A 19,398-nucleotide genomic window follows, 5' to 3' on the forward strand; every position below is an offset into this window, starting at 1 on the left:
TCTTCGTCTCTTATGCTTCGAATCCAAGCTTCTTAGCATATGCTACGACAGCTTTTTCAAAACACTCGATTGGCGGATGAACAGTACCTGCACCAATCTGTCCTCTTCCGGCTACTTTGTTAGCAATACCGGTATTGATAACAGGTGTAATACCTTTTTCTACTACAAGTCTTGCATCAATACCCAGACAGATTCCCTGGAAGTTCCATGTAGGAACTGTGAAGTTCGGATTTCTGTCGATTACGATTTCCATCATCTCGTTACTTGTACGCAGAGCATCCTCATATCCGCCTGCACCTACGAATCTTGTAACAGCCGGAGCTGCGATCATAGCCATACCGCCGACACCAAATGTCTCTGTGATAGCACTGTCTCCCATATCCGGACAAGCATCATCTGCATCATATCCTGTGAAGTACAGACCCTGCGGAGTATTAACCGGTCCTGTGAACCACTCATCTCCCATACCTGCGATACGGATACCGAATTCGTGTCCGTTACGGCACATTGCTGTAACGATAGTTCCGTCTGTTCCCTTGCGGGCATCATCCATAACAGCCTTACCTGTAGCCATCATGATGTTCAGGAAGAACTGATCTGTATCAGCCAGGAACTTGATTACGTCATAACGATCCTTCTCATCCATATCCATTGCTGTGATGATTGGAGCCATCTCTTTCAGGAATGCAAGAGATGCAGCGATATTTCTCTGATGGAACTCATCTCCCATAGCAACTGCTTTTGCAATTAACGGGTTGATTGCAAGTCCATTCTCCATGGAACGAAGTGCTTTTCCAAGTGTTGGGCCAAGAACATCTCTCATCCAGCGAAGTCTGTTAACAACCTCTTCATCATATGCACCGAAACGAAGAACCTTACCGATACCTTCATTCATTGTACAATATGCTCTGTTTCCGCCTGTCTCGTTCTCAACTACGAATACAGCCATGTTCGGAGATGTGATACCACCCATCGGTCCTACTGCATCACAGTGGTGACATGGGATGAATTTAATCTCTCCGTTTTCAAGCATTCTTCTTGCTTCTTCTTCTGTATCTGCCCATTCCTCAAACATTACAGCACCAACGCATGATCCCTGCATCGGATCCGGCATATCAGCGTAAGCTACCGGCGGACCTGCATGAAGGATCACTTTTCCGTTGTTCTCTGCGAACTGTGGAATAACTTCTTTTGCACGAACATTGTCTTTCAGTACCGGCTGAGAAGCTACTACCTTAGCGATAACTTCGCGGTTCATTTCATCGATTCCCTCATAATTTCTCAGGAAATTCAGAGTCTTGATGAGTTTGATATTTCCGCCTGCCGGTGGCTGCCAGTCATACTGTACCACTTCACATCCGAAGTCTTCTACAACCTCTGCAAAGCTCTTCAGACCGATGTTGATGATATTTGGTTTCTCGGAAAGTAATGCACGGAGTTTATCAGAAGGAGCTGCCTTCTCCACCTCTACTACTTCCTTAGCACGGATCTCTTTAATCGGCTCTTCGAAATCTCTTCCGATTGCACGGATTGCGGTACGGCATGCAAGTTTGTTGTTCTCACATACGATTACACCAGCTTCTTTTAATTTGTTAACTGCTTCGTCGTATCCCTGATAATCGCTTCTTGTACCACATACAGTTGAAATGAAGAATACTTTTCTTCCTGCAGCTTCTGCTTTTGCCTGAAGCTCTTTAATAGTCGGGATCAGAGATCCTGCCATGTCTGCATGGGAACCATATCCAAGCATAACGTCAAAGAGTACAACACCTGTAGACTCATCATCTACTGCCTCCTGCATGCATTCGATACGTTTTGCAGGGTCGATCATCGGATGCGGTTTACCCTGTGTATAAGCGTCATCTCCCAGGTCAACAACAACGTTGCCGTCTAACTGAAGCATATAGCCTTCGATATCCTCCGGCGGAACTTTGCAGTTCATGGCATCTTTGATCAGCATAGCTGCCTCATTTGCCAGTGTACCGCCTGAGTAATAAGCCTTAATTGTCTTTCCGTCTTCTACTTTGTAGAACTCGGACTCATCTACATCTGCAACTGCCTCCGGAATCTCAGTTCCTCTTACCAGACTTACTGCCTTACGTGCAGCTTCATCCAGTGTGTAGCAGTGATAGAAGTTCTCTTCGTGATATTCTGGTTTCTCACCCACGAACAGTGTAACAACCGGTTTGCTGAAGTTGGACAGTCTTGCGGAAATTCTGTCTCTTACTTCCTTTGCCGGCGGCTTGGAAACGATTACCAGCACTTTTACTGTATCGTCATCTTCCATGGCATCGATCATATCCATCATTGTGATACCACCGATTTTTGCGTTCAGGTCACGTCCGCCGATACCGATAGCGTTTGTAACACCTTCGCCCAATCTGTCGATAATAGTGGTCAGTTCCTGGATACCTGTTCCGGATGCACCGATAATACCGATAGAACCTTTGGAAACTTTATTTGTAAATGCGATCGGCACTCCCTGAATGATACCGGTACCACAGTCAGGTCCCATAACTGCAAGACCTTTAGCGTGTGCTTTCTCTTTCAATGCCTTCTCATCTTCTACTGTTACGTTATCAGAGAACATAAATACATTCAGTCCCTCATCCAGTGCACGGTCAGCCTCAAGTGCTGCGTATGCTCCAGGGATGGAGATAACTGCAAGATTAGCTTCCGGAGCTTTCTTAAGAGCGGAATCCCAGGATTTTACACTCTCAGCACCCTTCTTGCCTTCGCTTGCTGTAGCCTGTTTCTTCAGGAATTCCTCAACCTTCTCCATAACTACGTCAAGTACTGCATCATCCTCAATATCAGCTACAACTACCATGTCATTTGCAGTAGCTGCCATCAGTTCTTCTGTATCAAGTCCACTTGTCTTGAAAATATCTTTGTTAGCAGGAGTAGCCATCATAACCTGAATCTTGTTTACTCCCTCTAATGAAGAAATCTCATTTGTCAGAAGCATCAGAACAACAGAATCCTGATAACTGCCTTTTTTTACAACTGTTTTTAACATGTCATTTCTCCTCTCTTTTTCCTTTTATTAATCCGCAAATCTGTTCTTGTGATCCCATCTGTCGAAGTGAATAGCATCACCTTTCAGATATTCAACGATCTCATCTACTACTTCAATTCCACCATTTTCGTAGTTCTTATTTCTTCTCATAACAGCTCTTTCGCCCGGATAATATACTTTGTCAAATCCCGGAGCCGGTTTCATAGCATCCAGCTCATCACAGGTCTGAGACATATTCTTCTTGAACTGCTCAGCGCCACAGAATCTCTCCGGATCCATAACGATGATCATCTGTCCAAGCTCACGTCCTTTAGAGCAGTCATGATACATGGAGCTTACATGCTTACCAAACGGAACACCCAGAAGTACACCTGAGAATACGTCTACCATCATCATAAGTCCATATCCCTTTGCACCTGCGATTGGTGTAAGAGCATTTACTTTGTGAGGATCTGTTACAGGAGCACCATCTTCATCTACTGCCCAGTCTGAAGGAATTTCTGCACCCTGGGATCTCTTGTCCAGAATCTTGCCCCATGCCTGTACGGTTGTTGCCATATCAAAAACAACAATACGGTCATCTGCTGTAGGAGCTGCGAAAGAAATCGGGTTTGTTCCATAGTATGGCTCTGCTCCGCCGTACGGTACTGCCATCGGGTCAGACTGGCAGAATGTGATAGCTGCAAGTCCCTGTTTTGCACACATCTCTGTGTAGTATCCGATAGAACCTGTATGAGAAACGTTAGCCATTCCTACAACTGCAACACCATTCTCTTTTGCCATCTCAATTGCTTTTTCTGTAGCCTTTGTAGCTACCCAGTAACCAATTCCGTTATCTCCATCCATAATTCCGGAGCATGGACCTGTCTGGTTCCATGTAATGTTTGGCTCGTGAGTAATACCACCTTTGAAAATCCTCTCGCAATAATACTCTACACGAACTGCACCGTGAGATGCATATCCTCTCTCATGTGCCCATGTGAGGATTTCAGCTGTCTGCTCAGCGTGATCTTCGCGAAGACCAGCCTGAATCATTTTATTTTTCATCAATCCTTTTAATTCTTCTCTTGAAAGTTTCATTAATCCTACCATCCTTCTTTTTTATTTCATACAAAAGATATATGAAATGCAGAGTGCATTCGTCTTACAGCTCTACGTCTCTGTTGCAGTCTTTGGAGTAGATGTATGTAAGAGCTTCGTCACGTCCCTCATCTCCTACTGCGTAGCATGCCTGTGGGCAGTATGCATCCATAAATACATAGTCACCTTTCTGAAGCGGTACCCAGTCATTGTCCAGTCTGTACATAGCCTTTCCGGTAAGGAAATACATACCATGCTCCTGAACGTGAGTCTCAATATAACCATGAGAAGCACCAAGATGGAATTTCAGGATATGCATGTTCATATCAAATCCGAAATCATCTGTAGGAAGGAAATTCTGAACATAGCAGTTTTCCATTCCTTCATAAGAAATCCATGGAAGTTCATTTGCATTTCCCACTACTGTGTAAGCGCTGTATCCTTCAATTGCATTGTATCTGCGTTTGTACAGATAAATCTTTGCATCTGCATCGCCTTTATTTTCAAAGGAAACAAGATTTCCTGCCGGTGAATAAATGTATCCACCCTGTGTAAGATCAGCTTCCTTGTCAGCATTCTTTACAGATACTGCTCCTTCGATAACATACAGGAATGTCTCAATTCCTTCTGCTCCAACCTTTGCATTCTTTCCACCTGCATGTGCAGTTACAAGATAATCTGCAAAAGAAGCTCCCATCTCAGGTGAACCAAGAATTGTTACATCACAGTTCTCAAATCCCGGAATACTGTTTTTTACCAGTCCGTCCGGTTCCAGAACAACATAGTTCTCTTTCTTAATAATGGAACGTGTCTCCAGCATAGCATCGCGGTATCCAATCTGATTGTTTAAATAACTCATTTCATGTACCTCTCTTTCTTGTTTTGTTTTAAAGTTTTTCTTTTAGTGGTCAACCAGTTTTTTATATTATCATTATTACAGGATATCCTCATTTTTTCAATGGACATTTTAGACAAATTCACGGTTTTTATTTTGTCTACAATTCCCCCTTTTCGCATTTTGTATACTATTGAAATCATTTTATATTGTGATATACTGTTCTGAAGAGGGATTATTCGATTCCGTTTTGAAACTATTTTTAAAATTATTTAAATATTCGCATGATTTTAACAACCACTTTTTAAAACAATTATTTCACGAAGGAGGAGAGTATTATGCTGCAAAAAAGAGAACTGCGTTTATCCGATTCTCTCTATGACAAATCTGTCACCATTTACACCGAATCCAATACCCGGCCCAAGGCCTGCATCCTCTATTTTCACGGAGGCGGACTCCTGTACGGATCACGAAACGACCTGCCCGAGGGACATCTTCACACACTGACTCAGGCCGGCTATGCCATCGCTGCTTTCGATTATCCTCTGGCTCCCGCAGCCAAACTTGAACTGATCCTGGAGGATGTCTGCGCATCCATTAACGACTACTGTGAGAACAGCATTACTTACGTAGAGAGCCGAATCCCCTATTTTCTCTGGGGACGTTCTGCCGGAGCATATCTGTGCCTGATTGCCGCCGCCAGCGGGAAACTGAAAACAGCGCCCGCCGGAATCCTGTCTTATTACGGATATGGTTTTCTCTGCGACGGATGGTATAACGCTCCCAGCAAATTCTACTGCAAGCTGCCGCCAGTCGGCGAATCCTGCCTGAAAGGAATCCCGGATAAGATTCATGCAAAAGGAAGCCTGGATACCCACTACAGCATCTATGTATATGCAAGACAGACCGGAACCTGGAAAGACCTCTTTTATGAAGGGCGTGACAAATTCTTTTTCCTGGATTATTCCCTTCGGACATGTGCTTCATTCCCGTGTCCTCTGTTCTGCGCACACAGTATCAATGACACGGACGTACCTTATTCAGAATTCCTGGAGCTCTGCGGTCGCTATTCCTGCCAGAGATTTATCGCAGCTTCAAGCGAACACGACTTCGACCGCGATCCGGAAAGTCCTTATACCAGGAGACTTCTGGAAGCAACCGTGCGATTTCTGGATGAGAAACTGCCGAAATATAGTAAAATTGCGGATTCGAGAAAAAATTAACAGGGGACGTAGTAAAATGCATTTTACTACGTCCCCTGTTAATTTTTTGACGGGGCTGGTTGTACCTTACACCCAGCCCCGTTTTTCATGGCAACAAAAACGAATGATAATATCTTATTTGTCGAAAATTGTTCCTTTGCAGAACGGTTTTGATGATGGCATAACCTTCATCAGCAAGTAGTAAGCAACTCCTGTAGGAATCAAACTTACATACCATGACAGCTGCATTACCAGCAGTGAACACAGAGAACCAAAGATGATGGCAATAACTGCTGCCCAGTTAATTCCCTTAAATGCACCCTGCTTGTCGTACATATCGTTGATATCCAGTTTCTTCTTACGAAGGATATAGTAATCCACTGCCATAACCGCAAAGATTGGTCCAAGGAATGCGGAGTAGAACTGTGTAAAGAGATTCAGTCCTGCTGCAGACTCAGCTGTAACCAGTTTCCACGGCATTACGCAGATGGAGAGAATTCCTACCAGGATGGTTGCATGTGACCATTTCATGTGGAAGGATTCCATCAGTACGTATGACGGAGGAACGATGTTGTTCAGTACGTTTGTTGTAACCTGTGCAAATGCAATGAAGAGCAGTGTTACGATTGTAAGGAATTTGCTGTCCATTGTTGTAGAGAATACTGCTACCGGGTCACTGTTTCCTGTTGCTGCTGTTACAAGAAGTCCGATCAGACCCATGAACAGTGTTACAGGCAGGATTGCGATTGTGTAAATGCTTGCTGCTTTTACCGGCTTAATATCATCTGTTGCATTACGTGCATAGTCAGATGCATTGATAATCATTGTAGAATAAATTCCAAGGAAGGAGGTTGTTGCTGCCCAGAATGGCATGCCCCATGTTCCTTTAATTCCCGAGAATACATCACCGATCTCTGTTGAGAACTGTGTATTTACTACATACAGCATGTAGATCAGGATTGCAATGATGAAGATACATGAAATGTTCTCCAGCCATTTGATTCCTTCGAATCCTTTGATTGCAAGTGCAACCTGAAGGATGGTAAACAGTACATATACTACAGGCAGATTGTCAAATCCAAACAGCATCTTGAAACAGCTGTTGATTGCTCCTGCACCTACCCAGCTCTGGAATCCAAACCATACGATAGCCGGAAGTCCACGCAGGACACCAGGAATCTTAACACCTGTTGTACCAAAACTGCTTCGAAGCTGTACAGTGAACGGAATACCATATTTGTGTCCGCAGTTACCGATGATTGCCAGTGCAATGGCGATAACCAGACATCCGATTGCCATAGCGATAACGGCCTGTGTTACAGTCAGAACACCGATCAGGCTGGCACCCATGGAGAATGTACCGATAGATACACATCCTCCCATAAAGCTTGCTGTATAAGACAGCGTACCCATGATACGTTTTTGTGTCGGCTGAAGATCCGGGTCTACATCTTTTACGAGTTCCGGATTCAGCTTCATGTTTTCAACCATACTCATACTTTTACTCTCTCTTTCTCTTTCGATACTTATTTAATTTTCTTAACCAGTTCTCCTACACCTTTCTCAGCAACGATCTTGCCATCTTCTGCAATCACATTACCACGAACCAGAGTCACAACCGGAAGTCCTTTGCCTTTCAGACCAACGAAGGCTGAAATCTTATTTACATAGAGGAGGGAATCGCTGGTGATCTCCCACTCTTTGTCTGGATCTACGATTAAGAGGTCTGCGTCAAAGCCTGCTTTGATATCACCCTTCTTGCCGTAAATTCCGAAAGCCTTAGCCGGCAGTACGGACATTGCATTGGCAATTACTGTCGGGCATACGCCACGTTTTACAACACCTTCACTGAAAGTTGCCTGGAAACCGCTCTGGATACCGGAGCATCCGCCCCATACATCAAATACAGTTTCGATCTTATTTCCAAGGATCTCGTTGTACTTCTCATCATAAGAACATGGAGAATGGTCGGAAGCGATACCGCTGAATACTCCTGCCTTTACATACTCCCACATCTCTTCTACAGCTTCTTTCGGCTGAAGAATCGGTGCACATTTGTACAGAGGTCCTTTTTCGATTACATCATCACTGGAGAATGTCAGGTAATGTGTACATGTCTCAGCTGTGATATCATATCCTTCATCCTGAGCTGCCTTGATCTTCTTAGCAACTGCCGGGTGAGATACGTGGCAGATGTGAGCCTTACATCCTGTAGCCTTTGCAATCTCAATGATCGCGTCAGTAGCAACGATCTCAGCCACTACCGGACGGGACTCAAGGAATGCCTTCCAGTCATTGCGTCCGGCTTCCTTCATTCTCTTCTCCTGATTCTTAATGATCGCATAGTCTTCGCAGTGGAATCCAGCACGTCCGTCAAACTGTTTAATAATGTCCATAGCCTCTAAAGCCTGTCCATAATTCAGTGACTCATAGTCCGGAGATACCGGTCCGATAAAGGACTTGAAGGATACGCATCCCTTTTCATCCAGATCTTTTAAGTCATTGAAATTATAGCTTGTAAGTCCGCCCCAGAAGCAGTAGTCTACGTATGCATTCGGAGAAACTTTCTTCTCTTTGAAATCAAAAGCTTCTGCATTTGTCATACATGGATCATTCTGAAGTGGCATATCAATAACGGTTGTATATCCGCCCAATGCAGCTGCCGCTGTGCCGTGCTCATAATCTTCACGCCACTCAAATCCCGGATCATTCAGATGTGCGTGGGTATCAATTGCTCCAGGGAATACATATTTGCCTGCTGCATCAATGACTTTTGCTGCTTCCGGCTCCTCTCCTTTTGCAAGAACTGCTGCGATCTTACCGTCTTTTACTGCGATATTTCCTTCTGATACTGCATCAGCAGTAACAATTTTTCCATTTTTAATTAATAAATCATACATAGAGGAATCCTCCTAACATCTTACTCTAATGTTGTTCCTTTTCTGAAACGCTCACAGGATGGCATCTTCTTCATCAGGAAGTAGAAGATAAGTCCTGTAGGAATGGTTGCTGTAAAGAATGATACGTTTACATTGATCAGACCGATAACAGCGCCGACTGCGATAGCGATGATTGCTGCCCAGTTCACACCTGCGTGATTTCCTTTTTCATCATACAGATCATCCAGAACTTCTTTTGTAATATTTCTCTTATGAAGAATGAAGAAGTCTGTGATCAGTACTGCAAAGATCGGTGCAAAGAATGCAGAGTAAATCTTAACAAACAGGTCAAGTCCTGCTGCTGAGCTGTCATTTGTCAGGATCCACGGACATGTACATACTGCCAGGATACCTACCAGGATAACTGCTGTTCTGTGCTTAATCTTAAATACATCCATAAATGCATATGCAGGCGGAATAACGTTACTTGCAAGGTTGGTTGATAACTGTGCAAAGATAATGAATCCTAATGTTACAAGAAGAACTACCTTGTTATCTACCATCTGTGCAAATGCATTGATCGGGTTAGCGATACCTGTAGCTGTGGAAGCCATAGCACCGATCAGACCAAGTAATACTGTTGCAGGAACCATAGCCAGGAAGTAGGATGCTCCACGCTGTACGGAAGAATATCCTGCCTTCACCTCACGGGAATAGTCACCGGCATTCAGCATAACTGTTGTACTGTTTCCGAAGAAAGCAATAACAGCACCGATGAATGGCATTCCCCATGTTCCGCTGTGGCTCATAAGCTTATCACCGATTACATCACCGTACTGTGTAAGGCAGATGTAAAGCAGATAGATCATAGCTATGGAAATAACGACACCGCCGACATTTCCTACCCATTTTGCTCCCTGGAATCCCTTGATTGACAGGAGAATCTGAATAATCTGGAATAAAATGAAGAATACCCAGATATTATCAAATCCAAAGAACACAATGGAAATATTGTTAAGTGCTGCTCCTCCAAGCCATGTCTGGAAACCATACCATACGATAGCCGGAAGTCCACGGAGAAGTACAGGAATTGTGCTTCCCTTTGTACCGAATGCACTCTTCAGCTGAATTGCATACGGAGCACCTGTTTTGTAACTGAACTGGTCGTTCATTGCAATACCGATAATCAGGATCAGTGATCCGAGAAATACTGCCATGAACAGCTGCACCAGATTAAGACCCTTTTCCAGCTGAGCTGAACCCATTGTCAGAGTTCCGATGGAAATACATCCACCAAGCCAGAGCATGGTGTTGGATCCCCAGCTCATGATACGATCTTTTGGCGCGATTGGAGCCAATGAGCTGGCCTGTTTCTTTTCGTTGTTTACATCACTCATAATCTCTCTCCTTTTTTCTTAAAGCGTTGTATTATTTCACCGGTGTAACGTACTCTCCATAGCCAATAGCCTCTTCTTTGTACATTCCATCAGCGGCTACAACCTTTCCTCTGATAATTGTACATACCGGAGCTCCCTTTCCTTCCAGACCATCGAAACATGACACATGACCTTTGGTCAATAACTTCTCCTGCTCACATTTCCATGCTTTTTCCGGATCAAGAATAACGATATCACCGTCGAAACCAAGTTCAAACGCACCTTTGCGTCCATACAGTCCGAACACTTTTGCCGGATTGTAATCCATAACCTTAGCGATCAGGCTTGGGCTTAAGCCCTTCTTATTAACTACCATATCGAACATCATTGGCAGGAAGAACTGAATTGCATTAAGTCCGCCCCATGCATGCCAGATATCTTTGGTTGCGTTATCTTTTTCTTCATCTGCTGCCGGAGAGTGGTCACTGCCGACACAGGATAAAGTTCCGTCCAGAACATAGTCCCAAAGCTTCTCCATATCCTCTTTCTTGCGCATCGGAGGAGTACATTTTGCCGGAGCACCTTTTTCAAATACGAAGTCCTCTGTAAATCCAAGATAGTGAGGACATGTCTCAGCTGTAATCGGAAGTCCTTCATGGATGGCATCTTTCACAACCTGAGCTACCATCGGGTGGCTGACATGGCAAATATGTACGCGGCCGCCTGTTGCTCTTGCCATATCAATGACATTCTTTGTAGCAACATACTCTGTCCATACATCATGTGCATCCAGGAAGTCACGAATCTTTTCATCATTGGTTCTTCCTTCTTTTGCCTTTGCTTCTTTTTCTCTCTCAAGAACCTGTCCAAATTCTTCGCAATGGAATCCGCACAGTGCACCATATGGTTTCAGAATTTCCAGTGCCTTACGAACATTTCCCATATTTACTGTCGGGAACAGGTCTCCATTCGGACATGTAAATCCTTTAAATGCAGCAACTCCACAGTTATGAAGATCTACCAGATCATTCATATTATTCTTAACAGAACCCGGCTGGTCATCATAGTCTCCTACGATTCCTCCCCACAAAGCGTAGTCAACAACGGAGTGCTTGCTGATTTTTCCCATCTTCAGGTCAAAAATTTCTTTATTCATAAGAGATGGGTCATTATTTAACGGCATATCAATCAGAGTCGTACATCCTGCTACTGCAGCTGCGCGTGAACCCGTTTCAAAATCTTCGCGATACTCAAATCCAGGCTCGTTTAAATGTGCATGACAGTCAATGATTCCCGGAAATACATAATTTCCTTTCGCATCAATGGTCTCTTCTGCCTCTACTTCTGTTCCCGGTGTAACAAATGCCGCATATTTACCATCTTTAATGGCTACATCTGCTTCAAAAATGCGGTCCGGTGTTACAAGCTTACCATTCTTAATCACTAAATCATACATTGCTTTTTCCTCCTTGTAAATTTGTTTTTTTGGTACTGGTCAACCATATTTTAATTCCTTGTCTGTATTTTACTGAAAAAATACCCAAAGCACAATACCCTTTTAAATAAAATATTTTGTCATTTTTTTGTATATATTGGATAATTAAAGCGGTTTTTTTATTCATAATTTTGATTTTTTGAACATTTTGTCGAAAATAAGCAAAAAAAATGGTGGAAAACCCACCATTTTACACTTAAAATCTAAAAACCGGTTTCTTTATTTTATTTTTTTAATAAAACCAGCTTATAATATCTGTTCAGTTGTATGTTTCTTCGTTTTCTGCTATGATGGATTTTACAACACTATATCATAAACAGAAGGAGTTATCACCATGATTTTTCCTATTTTACATACCTCAGATTTTGCCCGAAATTTTTTACAGACAGATGGCTCGGGCACGGTTCACTCTGTTTATCGAAAAACAATTAATATACAGATAAACGGACAATTGATGGCTCTTCAGGCCATCCATTCTCCTCTGTCTCCCATCAGCCTGATTACAGATCTTTCTCAGGAAGAAATGGCATCCCTTGGTGTCACTTCAGCGATGGTGGTACGGGTTGATCCGGCGCACTCTCTTCTTGGGATTTACGAAAACGCTTCGTCAATTGAACCAGCGGCAGTCTTTAGCTTTGATAACGCTCTCACCCGCGATCTCGGGCTCTCTGCCCATTTGACACGGGAAAGCATTAGCAATTTAGCCAGAGAAATCCACCAGGCACTACGGAGAACTTCCACAGGAGGTTTTTCCATGTTAATCAGTGATCCTGAGGATTCCCTGGAGAATCTCATGCTCCAGGCAGCAGACAAACGAATGACTGCTGCCCATGCACATTATAAAGACAGCCAGATGATTCCGGCTGCCAGAGATCTTTGCGGTCTGATCGGCCTTGGCACCGGTCTTACGCCATGCGGTGATGATTTTCTGTGCGGCGTTCTTGCCGGCCTGATTCTAACCGGAAAAGAGGAGGAAACATTTTCTCAGGCCCTGCATACTCAGATTGCCGAACACCTGACCGATACCAACGCGATCAGTGCAGCATTTCTTCTATGCGCCCTGGACGGGCAATTCAGTGCTGCCGTCAATTCTCTGACCAGTCTTCCGGATGCCGGGAAGATTCTGAAGGACTTCCTTGCCATCGGTCACTCCTCCGGCACCGACACCCTGTGTGGTATCCTCTGGGCACTTTCTCTGACTGAGGAGACTTAATTCTCCTCAGCTAAATCTATTCCAATCACAGCATTTCCTGTAACCTCTGTAATCTTTCCATCCGCACTCAGCTTAAGCTGCAGGTTACGAATCTCCTTTAACTGATCCTCATAAGAATAGGCAAATGATAACGAAACTTCTTCCTCCTGTGTACTGATGCTTCTGAATGAAGCAACCCAGAGACTGTCATTCTCTCCATCTTCACCCTGATCATTTTCCACAACCTCCTGTGTGAGCAATTCCACAGATCCGTCATTTCCGACGGAAAAATCCCATTCGTATGGAGCAGTACTGTCCATCGGAATTCTGACCGTAATTGTGCCAGTCTCTTCCGTAAGTTCATACCAGCTGTCATCCTGATCCATCATCATCACATTTTCCGTCTCATCCTGCCCTTCGCTGCCAGACTCTCCCTGGGCTGCTCCACAGGCTGTCAATGCACCTGTCAGGCACAATCCACATAATAACACTGCTAATCTTTTCATAACCTTTTTCCTTTCTTCTATCATGTTTGTTAATATTATACCTTATACAGTGCTACAAAAGTGCAAAATTCCAGCAAAAAACAGAGCGAATTCGCCCTGTTTTCACTTACATAAGGGAGCCTGCACTTAATTGCTTGCCTTTATATATTTTAAAAGCAGTACCCCTTTTATGATCAATAGCAGAAATGCCACGGTTATAGCGTAGGGTTCTGTTGCCATTGCCAAAAACAGCACCGTCAAAATGCTTAGCCCCATCGAACTACCCGTCATAATTTTATGTCCTTTTTCAATTTTGAGTTGTGTCAGCAGAATTTTCACAACTCCAATCACAATAAGGGCAACAAACATAATCCAGTATACTAAGCGATTAAATGATGTTGTTTCCGTGTACGAAAACAGATTTACCGAGAAAACATATCCATCAACCGGGTTTGGATAAAGCGGCAGAACGATAAGTGTAAAGGATAATAAATCTACAATTCCGAACAACAAGTCGCACATATTTCGAATATTTGATTTGTTTTCCTTCTCAGCTATAGACAGCAATCTATCTCCCGATAACAAATCATCAATTGTTACCCCAAAATAATTGGATATTTCCTTTAACGAGTCGATACTTGGATATCCTCTTCCTGATTCCCATTTTGAAATGGCAGTTCTGGATACAAATAAAGCCTCCGCTAATTCTTCCTGTGTAAGCCCTCTATTTTTTCTCAACTCCTGAAGTTTTTCATGAAATTCCACAGCAGAACCTCCATATTAGTTTTCTTCTTTGTAACATAGCATAACAGCTGCTTTATAGATACAAAATAATCCTGCACTCAGCATTATAGAACCCAAAATATCTGTAAACCAATGAACTCCCGAAACCAGTCGTCCTATTACCATAAATGCAGAAAAGATGATTGCAAGAATACTAACAACTTTTTTAACCGCAACATTTTCCAGCCTGCGATTAACCTGATAAATAAGCGTTGGCATAACACTTAATACAAGAAGTGTTGTTGAGGATGGATACGAAGACTCCATAAATCCATCGATAAGTATTGGTCTGTAATTGATGGGAATCATCTCGAAGATAAAATAACCAAATATTACCATAACGTAATATATTCCCAGGAAAATAATATCGTAGTCCACTTTAAAAAGACTTCTTCTCTTAACCAATTGAACAAATCCCACTCCACCGAACACCATGCAGATGAATAATGGTACAAGCCCCAGCCAGTCAGTGATGGTATAGATTGTCATATGCACACCTGTTAATTTGTGAAACCAGCAGTTAAATGTCGCAAAACCGATATCAGTTCCGTTTTGTCCAACAGGCTGCACATCTACAATCTGTATTAATAATGTCCAAACAGCAAATGCTGCAACCAACATAATCCCTATAATCAATAATCTTTTTCCATTCTTTTTCATTTTTCTATGTCCTTTCTCTTCCTCTTTTGCCCGTAGGCTAATTCGAAAGTAGCAAAAGACGCAAAAAACAGAAAGAATCGCACTGTCACATGCGTGACACGAATCGTATCATTCTCAATTTAGAAGCATTTTCTGTATACACGTGATGGTTCTCCATTAATATCATTCATCATTTGATAGAATTCACATCCATATTTTTCATACAATCCTTCATGATTCGTTGAAATAAAAACTTCACTAACATTTTCAGACTTTGCAATCCTTTCAATCTCCGCGAATAGTTGCCCCACATAATAGTGCCCTCTTCTCTGCGGAAATGTATAAACCCATCCAATCCAGGGTGTCAAATCAGTTGGCTGAATATCATCTTTCTCTGCATATGTACAAAATGACACCAATTCATCATCATTTACAAGGAGCAACACTTTCGGATTTTCGCCTACATAGTCCTGCAGTTCTCCGTTCTTCAGCAACTTATACAAAAATTGACCGGCACCCCAATCACATTTTCCAATCTCAGCAAGCCAGTGCCCCTGCCGATCGCTTGAAAAATAATTAATTACTTCCATAATTCTTCACTCCCAATTCAAAATTAACTTTCGCATAAAAACTATATTTTCTATTCCTTAGTCAAAATAGAAAATATCTTCAAACTTTTTGTCCAGTGCTATACATAACACCAGTGCAAGTTTTGCCGTCGGACTGAACTGACCTGTTTCAATGGAACTAATCGTATTTCTTGATACGCCTACGATTTCCGCAAGCTTTGCCTGAGATAAGCCCTGTTCAGTTCTGATTTCTTTTAATCGGTTTTTAAGTATTAATTCTTGTTCCATAAGCCACCTTATAAAATCTGCGATGCAGAAACTACCTCATAAATATGTGCAACAGAGAATGAGAGAACTCCGATTGTATAGCAAACAGCGACAAACAATTCGTGCTTTTTATGTAGTTTTTTATATTTCACCCAAAATCCGGCCATTGGCATAGAGAACACAACAGCATATAATCCGTAATCTATTCCTTCTCCAACAAAAATCTGAATCACAAAAAATATCGTTGCAAGTACAGCAGCCGCAATGCATGCATACCGATTCCCCTGAACGATGACCTCTTTCTCATAGACATCCTGATTCTTGTTTTCTTTTCTGCTTCTTTCGAGTATTTCCTCTTTGTTCATGGTAAAACCTCCCAACAATTGCCAAGTTTTATTTGCAATTATATTATCGCACCGCCAAGTTAACTTGTCAATAGATTTATCCGATAATTCATCCGCCCACATTTCTATCATCGCGGCTGAAAAATAACTTTTCCAGTATGTAGCCGTGAATTTATCTAATAAATTCGCTCTGTGCCGCCGGTCACACCGCAAAAAAGGGGGCACTAAACCATTTTTGTGTATGCATGGCAAAAAAACTCCCCTCACACGATAAATGCAATGGGAGTTTCCTTAAAATTTAATTATTTGCTTATATCTATCACCATCGTTGCACTACTTCTGAGCGATAGCAGCCTGTGGGGTTTTAGATGGACGAAAGGACACTTAAAACAAATTACTTTCAATCACCTGCTTCTGCTTCATCTGAAGAAGAAAATCTCCAATCAATTCATAAAAAATCTTTTCTTCCTCCGTCTCAGCTTCTAACACTAACTGTAATGTATCCTCTGGCTGCAATGATACTATATCCTTATATATTTCATTGTATTTTTTTACATCACACATAAAATCACCTCAATCTGCTAAAACCAAGTTATATCTATTTCATCGCCACAAATTTCGCATCTTCTTCGTCGAAATAGTCATCCATATTACTGCTAAAAAGATTGCTTCGCTCCGCAGGCAGTAAAAAGAAACAGACATAAAATCATTTCAATTTGTCAACGTTTTTCTTTTATTCTACCATAAGCGTTCCTAATTACTCCACCTGCCAAAAGATGTTTTTTTACATTAATTTGCAAAGAGGTATTTTCAGGCAAGGTACTATAATCGGTTGACTTTGTATTATATACCCACTCAATAAATTCAGTTTCAGCTTCGCCTTCATCAAATATTTCAAACCTATTTTGAAAATCGATAATATTAGAATTATTACCAAGCATACCCTTTAGCTGACTATCTAAAAGCCAAGAATGACAACGGTACTCTGCGCCACTCAATGAAGGATAATACTTCACAAAAAACCTATGTGCATCCTGCAAAGATTTTTCAACAGTAAGTGGCGAAAAATCTGCATTCGACGGAATATGTATGCCTATAACGACATTTTTATCTATATGTTTAATCTCATATTCCAACTCACCAATCCTAAACAAATGACAGCCCACTTGTCGAGTTGTCCACCAATAGCGGTCAAAACAAAATCTTCCTGTCATTTTGTAAGTTTCATCAATAAAACGCGTGAAGCACCTCATAGTAGCAAAATATATATCGTCAGGAATCTCCTTCTCCTGATATACCTCATAGGCGTCCAAAGAGGCTTTGAGCATACAAGAAAGAATCTTGATGCCATCCGTATCTTTATCAAGTATAGCCTGGGTCTGAGTTAATGCTTCATTCATATTTTTGTAGATAAGATAACCCTTTTGCAGCTCATCTACTGATCGAAAATCAAAATCCTCCACAAACGATAAAACACGCTTTTTAACATAAGGTTGCAATTCTATTTTGTCGCACAATGTAGATATATTCATTTTCCATTACCTCTACAATTACGTTTTCTAGTATCATTCTAACACACGACTTTATAAAACACCATAATCAACCGCTTTAACAAAATTTCATGAAAATACTGTATAAAAAATCGTCATCCTTTTCAGATGACAATCTTATAGGTGATTTTATTCATTTTATAACTCAAGGGAATTTTCATTCAGCAAGAACTCATAAAGTCCGAGATGAAGAATTCCGTCCTCATCGGTCCAGGGCTTCATTGAGGTTTTACTGATTATAATCTTTTTGAAGAAATCTTTGGTATTCTTCAAAGGTCTGAGTTCGGTTTCAAGCTTTGACGGTTCCGAAACATTCAGTGCAGATTGGATATAGTATTTTTTAGAACCTTTGTTTACTACAAAATCTATCTCACACTGCTTTTTTGATCTTTTCCCAGCGGTGGTTTCCACAATCTCTACAACACCAACATCAACGGAATACTCACGGCACAGAAGCTCATTATAAATGATGTTCTCCATTATGTGAGTCTCTTCCTGCTGCCTGAAATTAAGTCTTGCGTTGCGAAGTCCGATGTCGGCACAGTAATACTTTGACGGATACTCAAAATACTTCTTTCCTTTTACATCATATCGTTTCGCATTGCTGAACAGGAACGATTCAATCAGATAATTCAGATAGTTTGAAACGGTTGTACCTGAAACCTTAATGTTTTTTACCGTCTGCAAGGTATTTGAAATTTTACTTGCATTAGTAAGTGAACCAACGGAAGAACACAGGTCATCCGTTAATTCGCTGAGTACATCTGGCAATTCTATATCGTAACGCTCCACAATGTCTTTGAAATATACTTCGGTGAAAAGAGTTTGCAAATAGTTCATCTTATCTGCGTCGCTCTTTTTTGCTAAAACAAGCGGCATACCGCCGTACAGAGCGTATTCTTCATAGGCGTCGGATTTATCTCCGCCCACAAAGGAATAATACTCTTTGAAAGAGATTGGGTAAATCTTTACCTCGTCACCTCTGCCACGAAAGGCGGTCAATACATCTTTCGTAAGCATTTTGGAGTTGCTTCCAGTTACATAAATATCAACATTGCGAAGCCGCATAAGACCGTTGAGTACATTGTAAAGCCTGATGTTCTCAGGATTTTTAAGTTCATCTTTTGTGATTGCGTACTGCACCTCATCAATGAGAACATAGTACATGTCCGAGTTAACGATTTTCCCGCGAATATATTTTGACAATTCATCAGGATCACGGTACTTTACAAAGGTATCATCATCCAGGGCAATCGTAATAATCTGTTCTTCTTTTACTCCGCTTTCGATCAGATAATCATAAAACAGATTAAACAGGAGAAAGCTCTTTCCGCATCTTCTGATACCGGTAATAACCTTAATCAGTCCGTTTTCCTTTCTGTCAATAATTCTGCAAAGATATTCGTCACGCTTAATAATATTCTGCATAGTAGTCCTCCGATCACTTAAAACTTATGGGTATTTTACCCCAACTTTCAAGTATAGTATACCACCGTTTTTGCAAAATATCAAACAATCACTTAAAACTTAGGTGCATTTACACCTAAGTTTTCACTAAAATCCCATCATTTCTCTGATAATGCGATCGCTCATTTTGACCGAACCCACGAGAACGCGCATAGTGTTAAAAAGATGACTCTTCGTCGTAACAATATATACATGAAGTTAATTTGAGATTCTAAT

18 protein-coding genes are annotated in these 19,398 nt (G+C 41.8%); 2 read left to right on the forward strand and 16 right to left on the reverse strand.

The genetic code is table 11. The features are described 5' to 3' along the window. Positions 1-10 precede the first annotated feature (10 nt). From fdrA to allE, 3 genes are all read right to left on the reverse strand, one after another. Positions 11-3,019, reverse strand: a complete 3,009-nt coding sequence (gene fdrA / locus ACQRCC_RS09625; RefSeq protein ID WP_427850603.1) for an acyl-CoA synthetase FdrA — start codon at positions 3,017-3,019, stop codon at positions 11-13. A gap of 27 nt (positions 3,020-3,046) precedes the next feature. Further along, a complete protein-coding gene (allD, locus tag ACQRCC_RS09630) occupies positions 3,047-4,099 on the reverse strand; it encodes an ureidoglycolate dehydrogenase (RefSeq protein WP_427850604.1) in 1,053 nt (350 codons plus the stop codon). Positions 4,100-4,163: 64 nt separating this feature from the next. Beyond that, positions 4,164-4,958 (reverse strand): (S)-ureidoglycine aminohydrolase, encoded by a 795-nt coding sequence (allE, locus tag ACQRCC_RS09635; RefSeq protein ID WP_427850605.1) that lies wholly within the window; start codon positions 4,956-4,958, stop codon positions 4,164-4,166. A 314-nt stretch (positions 4,959-5,272) separates the two neighbouring features. Between allE and ACQRCC_RS09640 the strand changes: the two genes are divergently transcribed. After that, positions 5,273-6,157, forward strand: a complete 885-nt coding sequence (locus ACQRCC_RS09640) for an alpha/beta hydrolase (protein WP_427850606.1) — start codon at positions 5,273-5,275, stop codon at positions 6,155-6,157. 114 nt (positions 6,158-6,271) lie between these two features. On the opposite strand, the gene ACQRCC_RS09645 is transcribed toward ACQRCC_RS09640, so the two are convergent. From ACQRCC_RS09645 to allB (ACQRCC_RS09660), 4 genes are read right to left on the reverse strand one after another with little or no spacing between them, the layout of a single operon-like run. Further along, complete coding sequence (locus tag ACQRCC_RS09645; protein ID WP_427850607.1) at positions 6,272-7,633, reverse strand: NCS1 family transporter; 1,362 nt, start codon at positions 7,631-7,633, stop codon at positions 6,272-6,274. Between the two features lie 29 nt (positions 7,634-7,662). Further along, positions 7,663-9,036, reverse strand: coding sequence for an allantoinase AllB (gene allB / locus ACQRCC_RS09650; protein ID WP_427850608.1), 1,374 nt, complete (start codon positions 9,034-9,036; stop codon positions 7,663-7,665). Between the two features lie 20 nt (positions 9,037-9,056). Next, positions 9,057-10,412 carry an NCS1 family transporter gene (locus ACQRCC_RS09655; RefSeq protein WP_427850609.1) on the reverse strand — a complete coding sequence of 452 codons (1,356 nt, stop codon included), beginning with the start codon at positions 10,410-10,412 and terminating at the stop codon, positions 9,057-9,059. Between the two features lie 31 nt (positions 10,413-10,443). Beyond that, positions 10,444-11,847, reverse strand: coding sequence for an allantoinase AllB (allB, locus tag ACQRCC_RS09660; protein WP_427850610.1), 1,404 nt, complete (start codon positions 11,845-11,847; stop codon positions 10,444-10,446). A gap of 373 nt (positions 11,848-12,220) precedes the next feature. Here allB (ACQRCC_RS09660) and ACQRCC_RS09665 point away from each other — a divergent pair, with 373 nt between their 5' ends. Beyond that, positions 12,221-13,099, forward strand: coding sequence for a DUF2877 domain-containing protein (locus ACQRCC_RS09665; RefSeq protein WP_427850611.1), 879 nt, complete (start codon positions 12,221-12,223; stop codon positions 13,097-13,099). On the opposite strand, the gene ACQRCC_RS09670 is transcribed toward ACQRCC_RS09665, so the two are convergent. The 9 genes from ACQRCC_RS09670 to ACQRCC_RS09710 form a co-directional block, all read right to left on the reverse strand. Continuing rightward, a complete protein-coding gene (locus ACQRCC_RS09670; protein ID WP_427850612.1) occupies positions 13,096-13,584 on the reverse strand; it encodes a hypothetical protein in 489 nt (162 codons plus the stop codon). The genes ACQRCC_RS09665 and ACQRCC_RS09670 overlap by 4 nt on opposite strands. 126 nt (positions 13,585-13,710) lie before the next feature. Then, on the reverse strand, positions 13,711-14,328 hold the full coding sequence (locus ACQRCC_RS09675; RefSeq protein WP_427850613.1) for a helix-turn-helix domain-containing protein: 618 nt from the start codon (positions 14,326-14,328) through the stop codon (positions 13,711-13,713). Positions 14,329-14,343: 15 nt separating this feature from the next. After that, positions 14,344-15,006 (reverse strand): phosphatase PAP2 family protein, encoded by a 663-nt coding sequence (locus tag ACQRCC_RS09680; protein WP_427850614.1) that lies wholly within the window; start codon positions 15,004-15,006, stop codon positions 14,344-14,346. 119 nt (positions 15,007-15,125) lie between these two features. Further along, complete coding sequence (locus ACQRCC_RS09685; protein WP_427850615.1) at positions 15,126-15,575, reverse strand: GNAT family N-acetyltransferase; 450 nt, start codon at positions 15,573-15,575, stop codon at positions 15,126-15,128. A gap of 57 nt (positions 15,576-15,632) precedes the next feature. Then, a complete protein-coding gene (locus ACQRCC_RS09690) occupies positions 15,633-15,842 on the reverse strand; it encodes a helix-turn-helix transcriptional regulator (protein ID WP_427850616.1) in 210 nt (69 codons plus the stop codon). Between the two features lie 8 nt (positions 15,843-15,850). Next, entirely contained in the window at positions 15,851-16,186 is a 336-nt protein-coding gene (locus ACQRCC_RS09695) for a DUF6442 family protein (protein WP_427850617.1), read from the reverse strand. 363 nt (positions 16,187-16,549) lie between these two features. Continuing rightward, positions 16,550-16,729 carry a hypothetical protein gene (locus tag ACQRCC_RS09700; protein WP_427850618.1) on the reverse strand — a complete coding sequence of 60 codons (180 nt, stop codon included), beginning with the start codon at positions 16,727-16,729 and terminating at the stop codon, positions 16,550-16,552. 155 nt (positions 16,730-16,884) lie between these two features. Further along, the gene (locus tag ACQRCC_RS09705) at positions 16,885-17,697 is read right to left on the reverse strand and encodes an acyltransferase domain-containing protein (protein ID WP_427850619.1); all 813 of its coding nucleotides are present in this window, start codon (positions 17,695-17,697) and stop codon (positions 16,885-16,887) included. 156 nt (positions 17,698-17,853) lie between these two features. After that, positions 17,854-19,143, reverse strand: coding sequence for an ATP-binding protein (locus tag ACQRCC_RS09710; RefSeq protein WP_427850620.1), 1,290 nt, complete (start codon positions 19,141-19,143; stop codon positions 17,854-17,856). Between the last annotated feature and the right edge of the window lie 255 nt (positions 19,144-19,398).

The sequence above is a fragment of the Sporofaciens sp. SGI.106 genome, from assembly GCF_050314255.1.
Taxonomy (GTDB): domain Bacteria; phylum Bacillota; class Clostridia; order Lachnospirales; family Lachnospiraceae; genus Claveliimonas.

Excerpts from the sequence above, each read along its gene's own strand:
- ACQRCC_RS09695 (WP_427850617.1), bottom strand. The coding sequence starts at position 16,186 with ATGAACAAAGAGGAAATACTCGAAAGAAGCAGAAAAGAAAACAAGAAT.
- allB (WP_427850610.1), bottom strand. The coding sequence starts at position 11,847 with ATGTATGATTTAGTGATTAAGAATGGTAAGCTTGTAACACCGGACCGC.
- ACQRCC_RS09670 (WP_427850612.1), bottom strand. The coding sequence starts at position 13,584 with ATGAAAAGATTAGCAGTGTTATTATGTGGATTGTGCCTGACAGGTGCA.
- ACQRCC_RS09685 (WP_427850615.1), bottom strand. The coding sequence starts at position 15,575 with ATGGAAGTAATTAATTATTTTTCAAGCGATCGGCAGGGGCACTGGCTT.
- ACQRCC_RS09710 (WP_427850620.1), bottom strand. The coding sequence starts at position 19,143 with ATGCAGAATATTATTAAGCGTGACGAATATCTTTGCAGAATTATTGAC.
- ACQRCC_RS09705 (WP_427850619.1), bottom strand. The coding sequence starts at position 17,697 with ATGAATATATCTACATTGTGCGACAAAATAGAATTGCAACCTTATGTT.
- ACQRCC_RS09645 (WP_427850607.1), bottom strand. The coding sequence starts at position 7,633 with ATGAGTATGGTTGAAAACATGAAGCTGAATCCGGAACTCGTAAAAGAT.
- allD (WP_427850604.1), bottom strand. The coding sequence starts at position 4,099 with ATGAAACTTTCAAGAGAAGAATTAAAAGGATTGATGAAAAATAAAATG.
- ACQRCC_RS09680 (WP_427850614.1), bottom strand. The coding sequence starts at position 15,006 with ATGAAAAAGAATGGAAAAAGATTATTGATTATAGGGATTATGTTGGTT.
- ACQRCC_RS09665 (WP_427850611.1), top strand. The coding sequence starts at position 12,221 with ATGATTTTTCCTATTTTACATACCTCAGATTTTGCCCGAAATTTTTTA.
- ACQRCC_RS09655 (WP_427850609.1), bottom strand. The coding sequence starts at position 10,412 with ATGAGTGATGTAAACAACGAAAAGAAACAGGCCAGCTCATTGGCTCCA.
- fdrA (WP_427850603.1), bottom strand. The coding sequence starts at position 3,019 with ATGTTAAAAACAGTTGTAAAAAAAGGCAGTTATCAGGATTCTGTTGTT.
- allE (WP_427850605.1), bottom strand. The coding sequence starts at position 4,958 with ATGAGTTATTTAAACAATCAGATTGGATACCGCGATGCTATGCTGGAG.
- allB (WP_427850608.1), bottom strand. The coding sequence starts at position 9,036 with ATGTATGATTTATTAATTAAAAATGGAAAAATTGTTACTGCTGATGCA.
- ACQRCC_RS09640 (WP_427850606.1), top strand. The coding sequence starts at position 5,273 with ATGCTGCAAAAAAGAGAACTGCGTTTATCCGATTCTCTCTATGACAAA.
- ACQRCC_RS09690 (WP_427850616.1), bottom strand. The coding sequence starts at position 15,842 with ATGGAACAAGAATTAATACTTAAAAACCGATTAAAAGAAATCAGAACT.
- ACQRCC_RS09700 (WP_427850618.1), bottom strand. The coding sequence starts at position 16,729 with ATGTGTGATGTAAAAAAATACAATGAAATATATAAGGATATAGTATCA.